Below are 15245 nucleotides of genomic sequence, written 5' to 3' on the forward strand. Positions count from 1 at the left end.
GTGCTCGCGCACGTCGCCCTGGAGCGCGAGCACTCCGATCACGGGTGCGTCGCCCATCTGCCGCTCCCTTCCTGAATGGCGGCCGGAAAGGGCCCCTTCCTGCGCGTCAGACGTCAGGAAGGTCCCTTCCCCGCACGTCACCAGCCGCGCTCGGCCAGGCGGTGCGGCTGCGGGATGTCGTCGACGTTGATGCCGACCATCGCCTCGCCCAGGCCCCGGGAGACCTTGGCCAGCACGTCCGGGTCGTCGTGGAAGGTGGTGGCCTTGACGATCGCGGCGGCCCGCTGCGCCGGGTTGCCGGACTTGAAGATGCCGGAGCCGACGAACACGCCCTCGGCGCCGAGCTGCATCATCATCGCGGCGTCGGCCGGGGTGGCGATGCCACCGGCGGTGAACAGCACCACGGGCAGCTTGCCGCTCTCGGCGACCTCCTTGACCAGCTCGTACGGCGCCTGGAGCTCCTTGGCGGCCACGTACAGCTCGTCGGTCGGCAGCGAGCCCAGCCGGCGGATCTCCTGCCGGATCCTGCGCATGTGGGTGGTGGCGTTGGAGACGTCACCGGTGCCGGCCTCGCCCTTGGAGCGGATCATGGCCGCGCCCTCGGTGATCCGGCGCAGGGCCTCGCCGAGGTTGGTCGCGCCGCAGACGAAGGGGACGGTGAAGGCCCACTTGTCGATGTGGTTGGCGTAGTCGGCCGGGGTCAGCACCTCGGACTCGTCGACGTAGTCGACGCCGAGCGACTGGAGGATCTGGGCCTCCACGAAGTGGCCGATCCGGGCCTTCGCCATCACCGGGATGGAGACGGCGTTGATGATGCCGTCGATCATGTCGGGGTCGCTCATCCGGGACACCCCGCCTTGGGCGCGGATGTCGGCGGGCACCCGCTCCAGCGCCATCACGGCGACGGCGCCGGCGTCCTCGGCGATCTTGGCCTGCTCGGCGTTGACCACGTCCATGATCACGCCGCCCTTGAGCATCTCGGCCATGCCGCGCTTGACGCGGGCGGTGCCGGTGACCGGGCTGGCGCTGGCGTTCTGGGCAGTCGTTTCGGGCACGGGTCATCGCTCCTCGACGTGCTCGGGGATGGGGTGGCTGCGAAAATGCTACGGCCGTCCCAACGCCCGTCCGACAGCCAATCAGACCCACGGTGGCCTGCCCTGTGGCAGTCGTCACCGCCCCGCCGCCGCCCGGTCGCCGGGTGCGTCCGGCGTCCCGTCTGGGCGTTCTGTCGGGTCCGGGACCGCCTCAGCCGGCGGGGACGTCCGCCGGGACGGTGAGGGTGGGGTCGTCGATGTCGAAGTAGCGCGGCCAGGGCCGGCGACGCCCCATGCGCAGCAGCCGCACCAGCCGACGGCCGCGGGCCGCGCGGGCGTCGCGGACCAGGTCGGTGTGCACCTGGCGGGCCAGGGCGAGCCGCCGGCTGGCGCCGATCACCGCCTCGCAGTCCGGATCGGCCGGGTCCAGCTCCACGGCACGCAACTGGCGGGTGAGGTCGTTCTCGGCGGCCTCCCGCTCGTCCGGCTGCGCGTCCAGCGCGATCCGCGCCGCCGCGTACAGCTCGACGCCGTAGCGCCGCTCGGCCAGGACCGCGGCGGCCGCCGCGCGGCGCAGCAGGTGGGCGTCCAGGGCGCGGGCGGCCAGCTCGGCCCGGCCGTGCAGCCGGTCGACCCGGCCGGCGGTCCAGACCAGGTACGCCGCGACCAGCCCCACGGCCAGGGCCGCGACCACCCCCCACCACATGCCCGACATCGTCAGTCCAGCCCCACCCATTCGGTGTCCATGACCCGCCCGTCGGTGGCCTCGATCGCCGCCGCGTACACCTCCAGGACCCGGCGGGCGACCACCGGCCAGTCGAAGGTGGCCACCACCTGGTCGCCGCAGGCGGTCAGCGCGGCCCGCCCGTCGGGATCGTCGAGCAGGTCGGCCAGGGCGGTACGCAACGCGGGCCGGTCCCCTGTCGGGAAGAGCCGGCCGGCCCGGCCGCCGTCGAGCACGCGGCGGAACGCGTCGAGGTCGCTGGCCACGACGGTGGTGCCCGCCGCGAGCGCCTCGGTGAGGATCATGCCGAAGGACTCCCCGCCGGTGTTCGGCGCCACGTAGAGGTGCACGCTGCGCAGCATCCGCGCCTTGTCCTCCTCCGAGACCAGCCCGAGGAAGGTCACCTGGTCGCGCAGCTCGACCGGGAAGCGCCCGAACAGGTCGTCCGGGTCGCCGGGGCCGGCCACCAGCAGCCGCAGCCCGGGACGCTGCCGGGCCAGCTCGACGAAGGCGTCGCGCAGGATCGGGAAGCCCTTGCGGGCCTCGGTGAACCGGCCGAGGAAGCCGATCGCGCCGCCCCGCCCGGGCGCGCACTCCCCCGGCCAGCCGGGCAGCGGCTGCGCGTGGTTGAACTTCGCGACGGCCACCCCGTTGGGGATCTCCACCGCGCCGCCGTCCATGTGCTCGACCTGCACCTTGCGCGCCAGCGCGCTGACCGCGATCCGGGCGGTGATCCGCTCCAGCACGATCTGGAGCACCCCCTGCGCGGCGGCGAGCGCCCGCGACCGGGTCATCGCCGTGTGGAAGGTGGCCACCACCGGCCCTCGGGCGGAGAGCACCGCCAGCAGCGACAGGCTCAGGGTCAGCGGCTCGTGCACGTGCAGCACGTCGAACTCGCCCCGGGTGATCCAGCGCCGCACCCGCGCCGTGGAGACCGGGCCGAACGCGATCCGCGCCACCGAGCCGTTGTACGGCAGCGGCACCGCCCGCCCCGCCGGCACCACGTACGGCGGCAGCGGGGAGTCCTCGTCGGCCGGGGCGAGCACGCTCACCTCGTGCCCGAGGCCGATCAGCGCCTCGGCGAGGTCCATGACGTGGTTCTGCACCCCGCCGGGCACGTCGAAGGAGTACGGGCACACGATGCCGATGCGCACGCCTCAACGCCTCCCTTACGCCTGTCCGGCAGCCGGGGAGGGCAGGGTCGCGCCGCCACCCGTGCCGTGCTGGTCCAGCCACATCCGCTGCAACATGTGCCAGTCTTCCGGATGCCGGGCGATGCCCGCCGCCAGACCGTCGGCGATCCGCTGGGTCAGCGACCGGACCCGCCGGTCGAGCGGGCCCTCCTCGGGGTCGGGCAGCGGCAGCGGACCCTCGATCGACGCGCAGGCCGCGTCCGCCTCGTACCACATCGAGGCGACGTAGAGGGGCGCCCCGGTGCGCAGGGCGAGCAGGGCCGGGCCCGGCGGCATCCGGGTGCGGGCCCCGAAGAAGTCGACCTCCACCCCCCGGGCGGAGAGATCCCGGTCGGCCAGCAGGGGCACCACCGTGCCGGCCCGGACCCGGTCGACCAGCACGTCGAACGCCGGCCGGTCGCCGCCGTGGGTGGGCAGGATCTCCATGCCCAGGCTCCGCCGGAAGGCGAGGAACCGCTGGTAGACGCCCTCGGGCTTGAGCCGCTCGGCGACCGTGGTGATCGGCCAGCCGGTCGCCGCGACCCAGGCGCCGGCGGCGTCCCAGTTGCCGGCGTGCGGCAACGCCACCACCGCGCCCCGGCCGGCCGCCACGTCGGCCGCGAGCAGCTCCTCGCCGTCGAGCCGGAAGCCGGCCAGGATCTCCGTCCGGCTGAGCGAGGGCAGCCGGAACGCCTCCATCCAGTAGCGGGCGTACGAGCGCAGGCCGTGGCGGACCAGCTCGTCGAGGTCGGCCTCGGGCAGGTCGGGGCCGACCACCCGGCGCAGGTTCGCGCGCAGTCGGGCCGTACCCCCGCCGCCGCGGCGGTGGGCGCGGTCGGCGCCCGCCCGGAACGCCGCGGCCACGACGGGCCGGGGCAGCGCGCGGATCACGCGCCACCCGGCGACGTAGCCGAGCTCGGTGAGGTTCACCGGCGCCGGCCCCCGGACGGCGACCGACCGGCGCTCGTCGCGCTCACCCCTGCCCGCCCGGGGTGTGCACCCGCTGGGCCTGGCGGTAGACGTGGGCCATCCGCTGGCCGACGGTGAAGATCGACACCGCGGCGAGCAGCCAGAGCGCGATCTCCAGCGCGGGGTCGACGTGAAGGCCGGTGAGCAGCCCGCCGACGCCGACGATGAGCAGCCGCTCGGTGCGCTCGGCGATGCCCACGTTGCACGTCATGCCGAGCCCCTCGGCCCGGGCCTTGACGTAGGAGACCAGGCCGCCGGCGGCCAGGCAGATGAGCGCGGCGGCGACACCGGAATAGTTGTGCTGGGTAGCCAGCCAGTACGCCACCGCGCCGAAGACCGCGCTGTCGGCGATCCGGTCCATGCTCGAATCGAGGAACGCCCCGAATTTCGTGGAGCCGCCGCTCATCCGGGCCATCGTCCCGTCGAGCAGGTCGGTGAGCGCGAACACGGTCACGATCAGGGCCCCGGCGACCAGATGACCGCGGGCACCGAAGCCGAGCGCACCGACGAGCACCCCGAGGGTGCCCGCCACGGTGACCGCGTTGGGGGTTACGCCCGCTCGGAGCAGGCCGCGTGCGACCGGCTCGACGACGCGGGTCATCCCCGCGCGGGCCGTCACTTGGAAGATCTTCGCCATGGCGGTCCCACGATAACGGTCCCGCCGGCACCGGCGGTACGGCCGGTCAGCGACCCGCGCAGGGCGGAGGCTTGTGCCGGCCCCGCAACAGGTGTGAGATCGAGCCAGGAAGGTGAGTCAGCTCACCCACCCGCCCGTTGATTACCCGTAACCCTGCAGAGCACCGGAGGATATCGCCGCGGAACCCGCTCGGGCCGCTTCCCCGTCGCGCGCGGCGGTCGCCACCAACCACGGCTGAGGGAGGTGCGCCCCATGGCGCAGAAAAGTCAGGAGAAGGGGGCCGCCGGCGGCGCGCCGGTGGTGACCGAGCCGGGCCGGATCCGCAACGTGGTGCTCGTCGGGCACTCCGGAGCGGGCAAGACGACCCTGGTCGAGGCGCTGCTCGCGGCGACCGGCACGATCGGCCGGGCCGGCACCGTCGCCGACGGCAGCACCGTCTGCGACCACGACCCGGCGGCCGTACGCCAGCAGCGCTCGGTGAGCCTGGCCTGCGCGCCGCTGCTGCACGACGGAATCAAGGTCAACCTGCTCGACACCCCCGGCTACGCCGACTTCGTGGGCGAGTTGCGCGCGGGGCTGCGGGCCGCCGACGCGGCGCTGTTCGTGGTCTCCGCCGTCGACGGGATGGACGCCGCCACCGCCGCCCTGTGGGAGGAGTGCGCGGCGGTCGACATGCCCCGCGCCGTCGCCGTCGCCCGGCTCGACCACCCGCGCGCCGACTTCGACGAGGCGGTGGCGCTCTGCCAGCGGGTCTTCGGCGACAACGTGCTCCCGCTCTACCTGCCGATGCTCGGCGACGACGGCGTCTCCACCGTCGGCCTGCTCGGCCTGATCACCCGCCGGGTCTTCGACTACACCGCCGGGCTGCCGGCCGACGTGCGCGAGCCGGACCCGGAGCACCTGCCGGCCATCGTCGAGTCCCGCAACGAGCTGATCGAGGGGATCATCGCCGAGAGCGAGGACGAGTCCCTGATGGACCGCTACCTCTCGGGCGAGGAGATCGGCACCGAGGTACTGGTCGAGGACCTGGAGAAGGCGGTCGCGCGGGGCCACTTCTACCCGGTGGTGCCGGTCTGCGCGGAGACCGGGGTCGGGCTGGACGCGCTGCTGGAGGTGCTCACCGCCGGTTTCCCGTCGCCGCTGGAGCACGAGCTGCCGGCGGTCGCCGGGGTGGACGACTCGCCCCGCCCGCCGCTGGCCTGCGACCCGGACGGCCCGCTGGTCGCCGAGGTGGTCAAGACGACCGTCGACCGGCACGTCGGCCGGGTCTCCCTGGTCCGGGTCTTCTCCGGCACGCTGCGCCCGGAGCAGACCGTGCACGTCTCCGGGCACGGGATGGCCGAGCGCGGCCACCCCGACCACGACGCCGACGAGCGGGTCGGGCACATCTACACCCCGCTGGGCGCGAGCCTGCGCGAGGTGGGCGCCTGCGTGGCCGGCGACATCTGCGCGATCACCAAGTCGGGCAGCGCGGAGACCGGCGACACGATCTCCGCCAAGGACGACCCGCTGCTGATCGCCCCCTGGGAGATGCCCGAGCCGCTGCTGCCGGTCGCCGTCGTGGCCCACAGCCGCGCCGACGAGGACGCCCTCGCGCGCAACCTGGCCCGCCTGGTCGCCGGCGACCCGACCATGCGGTTGGAGCGCAACCCGGAGACCCACCAGCTGGTGCTCTGGTGCATGGGCGAGGCGCACGCCGACGTGGTGCTGGAGCGGCTGCGCGCGGGCGGGGTGGAGCTGGACACCGAGCCGGTCCGGGTCGCGCTGCGCGAGACGCTGACCGTCCCGGCCAAGGGGCACGGCCGGCACGTCAAGCAGTCCGGCGGCCACGGCCAGTACGCCGTCTGCGACATCGAGGTCGAGCCGCTGCCGCGCGGGGCCGGCTTCGAGTTCGTCGACCGGGTGGTCGGCGGCGCGGTGCCGCACAACTACATCCCCTCCGTCGAGAAGGGCGTACGCGCCCAGATGGAGCGGGGCCTGGTCGCCGGCCATCCGGTGGTGGACCTGCGGGTGACCCTCTTCGACGGCAAGGCACACAGCGTGGACTCCTCCGACGCGGCCTTCCAGACCGCCGGCGCGCTGGCGCTGCGGGACGCCGCCGAGAAGGGCCAGCCGGCGCTGCTGGAGCCGGTCGACGAGGTGGTGATCCGGGTGTCCGACTCGTCCGTCGGCGCGGTGATGGGCGACCTGTCCGGGCGGCGCGGCCGGGTGCTCGGCACCGAGCCGGACGCGGACGTCGAGGGGCGCACCCTGGTCCGCGCCGAGGTGCCCGCCACGGAGCTGCTCCGTTACGCGGTCGAGCTGCGCTCGATGACGTCGGGCACCGGCACCTTCCGCCGCCACTTCGTCCGCTACGACCCCATGCCCGCCCACCTGGCCGACCAGGTCCGCAAGGAACACGGCAGCCACCCCTGACCGGGCTCCTCGCGGGGTCGGTTCACCCGGTTGTGGCACGGAGCCGCTCGGCGCGGTGGAGCTGCCCGACGAAACGGGTGATCCGGGGCGCGACGCCCACCACAACCGCGTGATCCACGGTGCTCCGGCGGGTGGGGCGCGTCAGGGGCGGGCGGTGGGGAGCATGGGGCTCGGGTGCTGGGGGCGGTCGGCCTCGCGGAGCGCGGCCGAGCGGAGCGCCGCCAACTGGCGTTCCACCTCGGCGAACTGGTCGGCCGGCAGCGGCCCCCGGTGCAGGGCGGCGGCGTTCTCCTCGACCTGCGCGACGGTGCGGCAGCCGGGGATCGGGACGGTGCGCCCGCTGCGCGCCCAGATCCAGCCCAGCGCGCCCTGGGCCGGGGTGCGGCCGTCGGCGGTCAGCGCCGCCCGCACGGCGGCGGCCCGCCGCAGCCACTCCGGGGCGGGCCGGCCGCCCCGGAACCACTCCAGCCAGCCCGGTGCCACCCCCCGCACGTCGTCGCGGGGCAGGGTGGAGCCGGTCGTGTACTTGCCGGAGAGCAGGCCCATCCCCAGCGGTCCCCGGTTGACGCTGGCCAGGTCGTACTTGTCGCAGACGGCGAGCAGCTCGGGGGCGTCCCGGAGCACCGAGAGGGTGTGCTGCACGGCGGTGGCGTGCCGGGCGCCCTGGCCGAAGGCGGCCGCCCGGTCGGGGCGGTCGGTGCTCCAGCCGTACGCGCGGATCGACCCGTCGGCGACCAGGTCCTCCAGGGTGCCGACGAGCGCCTCGGCCCGGGGCACCGGCAGGTCGGCCAGGTGCAACTGGTAGAGGTCGATCCGGTCGGTGCCGAGCCGGCGCAGCGACTCCTCCACCGCCCGCCGCAGGTACGCCGGGGAGCTGTCCGCGCCGGTGGCCTGGCGGGTCGCCTCGTCGAAGGTGTGGCCCCACTTGGTGGCGATCACGGCCTCGTCGCGCCGGCCGGCGAGCGCCCGGCCCAGGACCCGCTCCGAGTGCCCCGCCCCGTAGGTGTCGGCGGTGTCGAAGAGGGTCACGCCGAGGTCGAGCGCGCGGCGTACCGCCCGGACGGACTCCTCGTCGTCGACGGCGCCCCAGCCCAGCGGCTGGGTGCCCTCGGCCCAGGGGCCGCCGATCGCCCAGCACCCCATGCCCAGCGCGCTGACCTCGATACCGCTGCGGCCCAACGTCCGTGTCGTGACTGCCATCGACGCATCGTGCCACCTCCGGTTCCCGCCCCGGGGCGAAGTCCCCGCCGCCGTGCGGGGTCCCGACCCCGGTCCGCCCGGTCCGCCCGTCCGCCCTACCGGGCCGGGCGCGGGCGAGTGGGGCGGGCTGGGCGCGGTGAGCCGGGTCAGGAGGGCCAGGCGCGGGCGAGCAGCTCCCGGGTGTCCCCGAGCAGTTGCGGCAGCACCTTGGTGCGCCCGATCACCGGCATGAAGTTGGCGTCCCCGCCCCAGCGGGGCACGACGTGCTGGTGCAGGTGCGCGGCGATCCCGGCGCCGGCCACCCCGCCCTGGTTCATCCCGAGGTTGAACCCGTGGGCGTTGCTGACCTTGCGGATCACCCGCATCGCGGTCTGGGTGAACGACGCCAGCTCGGCGGTCTCCGGCCCGTCGAGGTCGGTGTAGTCGGCGACGTGCCGGTAGGGGCAGACCAGCAGGTGACCCGGGTTGTACGGGTAGAGGTTGAGCACCACGAAGACGTGCGCGCCGCGCGCGACGACGAGGCTCTGCTCCGCCGGCAGGCCGGGGGCGAGGCAGAAGGGGCACCCCTTCGGCTTCTCGTAGCCCTCGGGACGGTCCTCACCCGAGATGTAGGTCATCCGGTGCGGCGTCCAGAGCCGCTCCAGGCCGTCGGCCATGCCGCTGTCCGTGTGCCGTTCCACCCCAGTCACACGACGATCCTACGGAGCGGCCCGACGACCGGCGAGGCCCGCCGTGGGGAACCCGGCGCTGGAAGTTGTTGACGAATCGAAGTGCACCGTTGAAACTTCCATCCATCGACTTACTTACATAGACCGATGGAGGTCTCCGTGATCCGACGGTTCGGCAGATTCCTCGCGGCGCTCGTGCTGACCGCCGCCACCACCGTGGTCGGCGTCACCTTCACCGCCGGCGCGGCCCACGCCGACGGCTGCTACACCTGGGGACGCACCCTGTCCCAGGGGATGTCCGGCGAGGATGTCCGGCAACTCCAGATCCGGGTCTCGGGCTACCCCGGCTACGGCGCCGTGCTCGCCCTCGACGGCGTGTACGGCCCGGGCACCCGGTCCGCCGTGATCCGGTTCCAGCAGGCGTACGGGCTGGGCGCCGACGGGATCGCCGGGCCGCAGACCTTCAACCAGATCTACGCGCTCCAGGACGACGACTGCACCCCGGTCAGCTTCAGCTACGCGGAGTGGAACCGGTGCAACAGCGACTGGTCCGGCGGCGCGGTGTCGGCCAGCACCGCCCGCTTCAACGCCCGCGTGTCGATGTGGAAGCTCCAGGCCATGCGGCGCGCACTCGGCAACGTGCCGCTCTACATCAGCAGCGGCTTCCGCAGCTACGCCTGCAACAGCGCGGTCGGCGGCGCCAGCAACAGCCGGCACCTCTACGGCGACGGGGTCGACCTGGTCGGATCGCCCTCGCTGTGCCGGCTCGCCCAGCAGGCCCGCTACCACGGCTTCAGCAACATCCTCGGCCCCGGCTACCCGGGCCACAACGACCACACCCACCTGGGCAACACGCCGAGCCGGTCCTGGTCCGCACCGACCTGCGGGATCTGACGCCCGACGGCCCGTCGACGAAGTCCCCCCGCCGGCGGCGGGGGGACTTCGTGCGTCGAGGACTCCGGCGCGTGGTGGATCAGGCGGCCGACGGGCCGACGTTGGTGCGCGAGCCGACCACGTCGAGCACGTGGGCCACCGCGTCGGCGATCGGCACCCCGTTGCGCTGCGAGCCGTCCCGGTAGCGGAACGAGACCGTGCCGGCCGCCACGTCGTCGTCGCCGGCGATCACCATGAACGGGATCTTCTGCTGCTGGGCGTTGCGGATCTTCTTCTGCATCCGGTCGTCGCCCGCGTCCACCTGGGCGCGGATCCCCTCGGCCCGCAGCGCCGCGACGAAGCCGTGCAGGTAGTCGGTGTGGTCCTCGCGGATCGGGATGCCCACCACCTGCACCGGGGCCAGCCAGGCCGGGAACGCGCCCGCGTAGTGCTCGGTGAGCACCCCGAAGAAGCGCTCGATCGAGCCGAAGAGCGCCCGGTGGATCATCACCGGCTGCTGCCGGCTGCCGTCCGCCGCCTGGTACTCCAGCCCGAACCGCGCCGGCTGGTTGAAGTCGACCTGGATGGTGGACATCTGCCAGGTCCGGCCGATCGCGTCCTTGGCCTGCACCGAGATCTTCGGGCCGTAGAAGGCCGCGCCGCCCGGGTCCGGCACCAGGTCCAGGCCGGATGCCTCGGCGGCGGTGCGCAGGGCCTCCGTGGCCTCCGCCCAGTCCTCGTCCGAGCCGATGAACTTCGGCGAGTCGTCCCGGGTGGACAGCTCCAGGTAGAAGTCGTCCAGGCCGTAGTCGCGCAGCAGGTCGAGCACGAAGGTGAGCAGGGTGGTCAGCTCGCCCGCCATCTGCTCCCGGGTGCAGTAGATGTGCGAGTCGTCCTGGGTCAGGCCGCGGACCCGGGTGAGGCCGTGCACCACGCCGGACTTCTCGTACCGGTAGACCGTGCCGAACTCGAAGAGCCGCAGCGGCAGCTCCCGGTACGACCGCCCGCGCGCCCTGAAGATCAGGTTGTGCATCGGGCAGTTCATGGCCTTGAGGTAGTACTCCGCGCCCTCCAGCTGCATGGGCGGGAACATCGTGTCGGCGTAGTAGGGCAGGTGACCGGAGGTCTCGAAGAGCTGCGCCTTGGTGATGTGCGGGGTGTTGACGAACTCGTACCCGGCCGCCTCGTGCCGACGGCGGGAGTAGTTCTCCAGCTCGCGGCGGATGATGCCGCCCTTGGGGTGGAAGACCGCCAGGCCGGAACCGATCTCGTCGGGGAAGCTGAACAGGTCGAGGTCCGCGCCGAGCTTGCGGTGGTCGCGCCGGGCGGCCTCCTCCAGCAGCTTCAGGTACGCCTTCAGCTCGTCCCGGGTCGGCCAGGCGGTGCCGTACACCCGCTGGAGCTGCGGGTTCTTCTCCGACCCCCGCCAGTACGCGGCGGCCGAGCGCATCAGCTTGAACGCGCCGATCAGCCGGGTGCTCGGCAGGTGCGGGCCACGGCACAGGTCCGACCAGCAGACCTTGTCCTCGGTCGCGGCGAGGTTGTCGTAGATGGTCAGCTCGCCGCCGCCCACCTCCATCACCTCGGAGGTGTCCAGCCCCTCGCCCTTGACGTCGATCAGCTCCAGCTTGAACGGCTCGGCGGCCAGCTCGGCCTTCGCCTCGTCCAGGCTGCCGAAGCGGCGACGGCGGAACCGCTGGCCGGACTTGATGATCTCCTGCATCCGCTTCTCGAGCTTGCCGAGGTCGTCCGGCTGGAACGGCTTGTCGACCGCGAAGTCGTAGTAGAAGCCGTTCTCGATGGGCGGGCCGATGCCGAGCTTGGCCTCGGGGAAGACGTCCTGCACGGCCTGGGCGAGCACGTGCGCGGTGGAGTGCCGCAGCACGTTGAGCCCGTCCGGGGAGTCGAGGCTGACCGGCTCGACCTCGGTGTCGACCTGCGGCGACCAGTCCAGGTCACGCAGCTGGCCCTGCGGGTCGCGGACCACGACGACCGCCTTCGGGCCGGCCGCGGGCAGCCCGGCCGCGGCCACCGCGTCGGCCGCCGTGGTCCCGGCGGCGACGACGACGGGGTCGGCCACGGCGGGGGTACGGGGTGCGGACACGGTCACTCCTCCAGCAGACGGTACGGATGACGCCGAGCGATCGGCTCCTGCGATGCTATCGGTCGCCCCCGCGGGCACGGTCGGCGACGCCACCGCCCCCGCGACCCGTGGGACGCCGCCCCCGGCACCCGCCCGACCGGCGGGAAGGGTCAGGCGGACCAGTCCGGCAGCGGCTCGCGGGCGGCCAGCCAGTCGGCGGGCACCCCGCCGGGGCTGCCCACCCCGGTGTGCGCGGCCACCACCGAGCCGACGATGGCGGCGGTGGTGTCCACGTCCCCGCCCGCCTCGACGCAGGCGCCGATCGCCGCCGGATAGTCGTCCAGGTGCACGGCCGCCACCCAGCAGGTGAAGGCGACGGTGTCCTGCGCGGTGACCCGGGAGCCGTTGCCGAGCACGTCGACGGCCTCGCGCAGCGGCCGGTCGAGCAGGTCGGCCGCCCGGCGTACGCCACGGTGCACCTCGGTGGCCGGGTCCAGCGCGGCGGCCACCCCGGCGAGCAGCCGGCGCGGGGGCGGCCGGTGGCCGTCCAGCCGGGCCCGGGCTGCCAGCGAGGCGGCCACCGCCACCGCGACCGCCCCGGTGATGCCCTCCGGGTGCGCGTGGGTCACCTCGGCCGACGCCCGGGCCTGCGCCGCCGCCCGGGCGGTCGAGTCGGCGAACCAGGCGCCCAGCGGGCCGACGCGCATCGCCGCGCCGTTGCCGCACGAGCCCTGCCCGTCGAAGGCGGCGGCCGCCGCCACCGGCCACGGCGTGCCCGTGCGGATCAGCCGCAGGATCGTCACGGCGCCCGGCCCGTACCCCCGGTAGGGCTCGCAGCGCTCGGCGAAGGCGACGGCGAGGGCGTCCCGGTCGATGGTGCCCGCCGCGGCGAGGGCGGCGACCACCGAGCAGGCCATCTCGGTGTCGTCGGTCCACTCCCACGGCGGCGGGGGGAGCCTGCCGGCGGCCAGGTCGGCCGGGTGCCGGCCGGGGACGAAGAACTGCGAGCCGAGCGCGTCGCCGACCGACAGGCCGGCGAGGGAGTCCCGGGCGAGCGCGAGGCGGGTGTCGGCAAAGAGCGTGAAGGACATCGTTGTACCAGCTTGCCCGGTTCGCAGGTGCGCCGCAACGCGGTCAACTTGCCACGCCGAGTACCGTCTTGGCGTGGCCACCGTGCTCCTGGTCGAAGACGATCACGTCGTACGCGGCGCGATGCTGCGGTCCCTCGCCGACCGGGGGCACGCCGTGCACGCCGTGGGCACCGCGCTGGACGCGCTGCGCCGCGTGGCCGCCGAGACCCCCGACCTGGTGGTGCTCGACCTCGGCCTGCCCGACCTCGACGGCTCGGACGCGCTGCGGATGCTGCGCGGCATCACCGACGTGCCGATCATCATCGCCACCGCGCGCGACGACGAGCAGTCCGTGGTCCGGCTGCTGCGCGCCGGGGCCGACGACTACATGGTCAAGCCGTTCACCGGCGCGCACCTCGACGCCCGGATCACCACGGTGCTGCGCCGGGCCGGGCGGGCCAGCCGGGCGGTGCAGCCGGCCGTGCACAGCGTCGGCGGGCTGCGGGTGGACGTCGGGGAGCGCAGCGCCCACCTCGACGGCGAGCCGTTGGCGCTGACCCGCAAGGAATTCGACCTGTTGGCGTATCTCGCCGCACGTCCGGGCCGGGTAGTGTCCCGCCGGGAACTTCTGGAGGAGGTATGGCGGCAGCCGTCGGTCGGCGAGGACCAGACCATCGACGTTCACCTTTACTGGCTACGTCGCAAAATGGGCGAGTCCGCGGCGAAGCCGCGCTACCTGCGCACCGTGCGGGGGGTCGGCTTCCGGCTGGTGGCGCCGGACTGAGGGCGTCGCTGGCCCGTCTCACGGCCGGCATGTGCGCCCTGGTCGCGTTCGCCTTCCTCGTCCCGCTCGCCACCGGCCTCGGTGACCGGGCCCGCGACGAGGCGATCGCGGATGCCGCCCGCCGCAGCGCGCTGGTGACCGGGGCGCTCGCGGTCAGCACCGATCCCGCCGTGGTGCAGCGCGCCGTGGCCGCCAGCGGCGACGACCCGGCCACCCGGCCCGTCGTACACGGCCTCGGGGCCGACGGGTCCGCGGGCCGGGCCGGCGACGCGGACCTGGAGCGGGCACGGGCCGAGCGACGCTCCGTGGTCGTCGACGTCGACGGCGGCGTGCTCCGGCTCGACCCGGTGGTGCTCGGCGACCGCACCGCCGTGGTGGAGGTCTTCGTGCCCGACTCGGCGCTGGACGAGGGCGCCGGCGGCCGGTGGCTGCTGCTGCTCGGGGTGGCCGCCGCGCTGGTGGGCGCGGCGGTGCTGGTGGTCGACCGGGTCGCCGCCCGCGCGGTCGACTCGGCCCGGGGGCTGGTCAGGGCGGCGCTCGCGATCGGCGACGGCGACCTGGCCGTACGCGTCGAGCCCAGCGGCCCGCGCGAGCTCGCCGAGGCCGGGTACGCCTTCAACCGGATGGCCGACCGGATGGTCGCGGCGCGCACCGACGAGCGGGAGCTGGTCGCCGACCTGTCGCACCGGCTGCGCACCCCGCTGACCGTGCTACGGCTCGACGCCGAGGCGCTGGAGTCCGACGACACCAGCGTGGGCTCGTTCAGCGAGGCGGAGCTGGATCGGCGGCGCGGCATCCGACGGATCCGGCAGGCGATCGTCACCCTCGAGGGCGAGATCGACGTGCTGATCAAGACCACCCGCAAGGCGGTGGCGCACGAGGCGGGGCCGGCGATGTGCGACGTCAGCGAGGTGGTCCGGGACCGGATGGTGTTCTGGGCCGCGCTGGCCGGCGACCAGAACCGCCCGCACCGGGTGACCGGCGCCCAGCTGCGCATCCCGGCGCCGGTGCCGCGGGCCGAGCTGGCCGCCGCGCTGGACGCGGTGATCGGCAACGTCTTCCGCTACACCCCGCAGGGCACCGCGTTCGAGGTGGCGGTCTCCCGCCGCGACGGCTACGTCGCCATCCGGATCGACGACGCCGGGCCGGGGATCGCCAACCCCGACCGGGCGCTGCGCCGGGGTGCCAGCGACCAGGGCTCCACCGGGCTGGGGCTGGACATCGCCAAGCGGGTGGCGTTGCAGGCCAACGGCTCGGTGAGCATCGACCGGGCCCGGCTCGGCGGGGCGAGCGTGGTCATGCTGCTCGCCGACCCCGAGGCGACGCCCCGGCAGGTCAGCCGGTTCGGGCTGGTCGGCCGAGCTGTGGGCCGGCGCAAGTCTTCCTTAGATCCCGATTAACCGCGGCGGCCGACCGGTCGCGGACTGGCATGATCTTCCACGAACCCATCAGTTCCACCGGTCTCTGCCCCGAGCGCCCACCGGCCGGTGGAGCCGTGGGGGGCGGGGGGGCGGCGCGGGCCCCCCCCCGCCCGCCCCCCCCCCCCCGCCCACACCCCCCCCCCCCCCCCCCCCCCCGCCCGCGCCCCCCGCCCGCCCCCCCCCCCCCCCCCGCCC

General features: G+C 74.4%; 13 protein-coding genes. 4 read left to right on the forward strand and 9 right to left on the reverse strand.

Annotated features, from left to right (window positions below):
* Positions 1–137: 137 nt before the first annotated feature.
* The 5 genes from pdxS to pgsA form a co-directional block, all read right to left on the reverse strand.
* Positions 138–1055, reverse strand: a complete 918-nt coding sequence (gene pdxS, locus AB0L34_RS28100) for a pyridoxal 5'-phosphate synthase lyase subunit PdxS (protein WP_357452243.1) — start codon at positions 1053–1055, stop codon at positions 138–140.
* A 190-nt stretch (positions 1056–1245) separates the two neighbouring features.
* A complete protein-coding gene (locus AB0L34_RS28105; protein ID WP_350706682.1) occupies positions 1246–1749 on the reverse strand; it encodes a hypothetical protein in 504 nt (167 codons plus the stop codon).
* A gap of 2 nt (positions 1750–1751) precedes the next feature.
* On the reverse strand, positions 1752–2912 hold the full coding sequence (locus tag AB0L34_RS28110) for a glycosyltransferase family 4 protein (RefSeq protein WP_357452240.1): 1161 nt from the start codon (positions 2910–2912) through the stop codon (positions 1752–1754).
* 15 nt (positions 2913–2927) lie between these two features.
* On the reverse strand, positions 2928–3860 hold the full coding sequence (locus AB0L34_RS28115) for a phosphatidylinositol mannoside acyltransferase (protein ID WP_363708011.1): 933 nt from the start codon (positions 3858–3860) through the stop codon (positions 2928–2930).
* Between the two features lie 43 nt (positions 3861–3903).
* Positions 3904–4536 (reverse strand): phosphatidylinositol phosphate synthase, encoded by a 633-nt coding sequence (gene pgsA, locus AB0L34_RS28120; RefSeq protein ID WP_363708013.1) that lies wholly within the window; start codon positions 4534–4536, stop codon positions 3904–3906.
* Between the two features lie 252 nt (positions 4537–4788).
* On the opposite strand from pgsA, the gene AB0L34_RS28125 reads away from it, so the two are divergent.
* Positions 4789–6951 (forward strand): elongation factor G-like protein EF-G2, encoded by a 2163-nt coding sequence (locus tag AB0L34_RS28125; RefSeq protein WP_363708015.1) that lies wholly within the window; start codon positions 4789–4791, stop codon positions 6949–6951.
* A 141-nt stretch (positions 6952–7092) separates the two neighbouring features.
* Here the strand turns inward: AB0L34_RS28125 and AB0L34_RS28130 are convergent, their stop codons facing one another.
* Positions 7093–8151, reverse strand: a complete 1059-nt coding sequence (locus AB0L34_RS28130) for an aldo/keto reductase (protein WP_363708017.1) — start codon at positions 8149–8151, stop codon at positions 7093–7095.
* 146 nt (positions 8152–8297) lie between these two features.
* A complete protein-coding gene (locus AB0L34_RS28135) occupies positions 8298–8807 on the reverse strand; it encodes an HIT domain-containing protein (protein ID WP_357452343.1) in 510 nt (169 codons plus the stop codon).
* Between the two features lie 171 nt (positions 8808–8978).
* Here AB0L34_RS28135 and AB0L34_RS28140 point away from each other — a divergent pair, with 171 nt between their 5' ends.
* Positions 8979–9713 carry a D-Ala-D-Ala carboxypeptidase family metallohydrolase gene (locus AB0L34_RS28140; protein ID WP_363708019.1) on the forward strand — a complete coding sequence of 245 codons (735 nt, stop codon included), beginning with the start codon at positions 8979–8981 and terminating at the stop codon, positions 9711–9713.
* 79 nt (positions 9714–9792) lie between these two features.
* On the opposite strand, the gene thrS is transcribed toward AB0L34_RS28140, so the two are convergent.
* Positions 9793–11796, reverse strand: coding sequence for a threonine--tRNA ligase (gene thrS, locus AB0L34_RS28145; RefSeq protein WP_363708021.1), 2004 nt, complete (start codon positions 11794–11796; stop codon positions 9793–9795).
* 149 nt (positions 11797–11945) lie between these two features.
* Positions 11946–12866, reverse strand: a complete 921-nt coding sequence (locus AB0L34_RS28150; protein ID WP_363708023.1) for an ADP-ribosylglycohydrolase family protein — start codon at positions 12864–12866, stop codon at positions 11946–11948.
* A 73-nt stretch (positions 12867–12939) separates the two neighbouring features.
* Here AB0L34_RS28150 and AB0L34_RS28155 point away from each other — a divergent pair, with 73 nt between their 5' ends.
* Positions 12940–13629: a response regulator transcription factor gene (locus tag AB0L34_RS28155; protein WP_357452216.1), complete on the forward strand. Its 690-nt coding sequence runs from the start codon at positions 12940–12942 to the stop codon at positions 13627–13629.
* 29 nt (positions 13630–13658) lie between these two features.
* Positions 13659–15029 (forward strand): HAMP domain-containing sensor histidine kinase, encoded by a 1371-nt coding sequence (locus AB0L34_RS28160; protein WP_363708025.1) that lies wholly within the window; start codon positions 13659–13661, stop codon positions 15027–15029.
* Positions 15030–15245: the final 216 nt, after the last annotated feature.

Source organism: Micromonospora sp. NPDC052213, assembly GCF_040679695.1.
Classification (GTDB): domain Bacteria; phylum Actinomycetota; class Actinomycetes; order Mycobacteriales; family Micromonosporaceae; genus Micromonospora.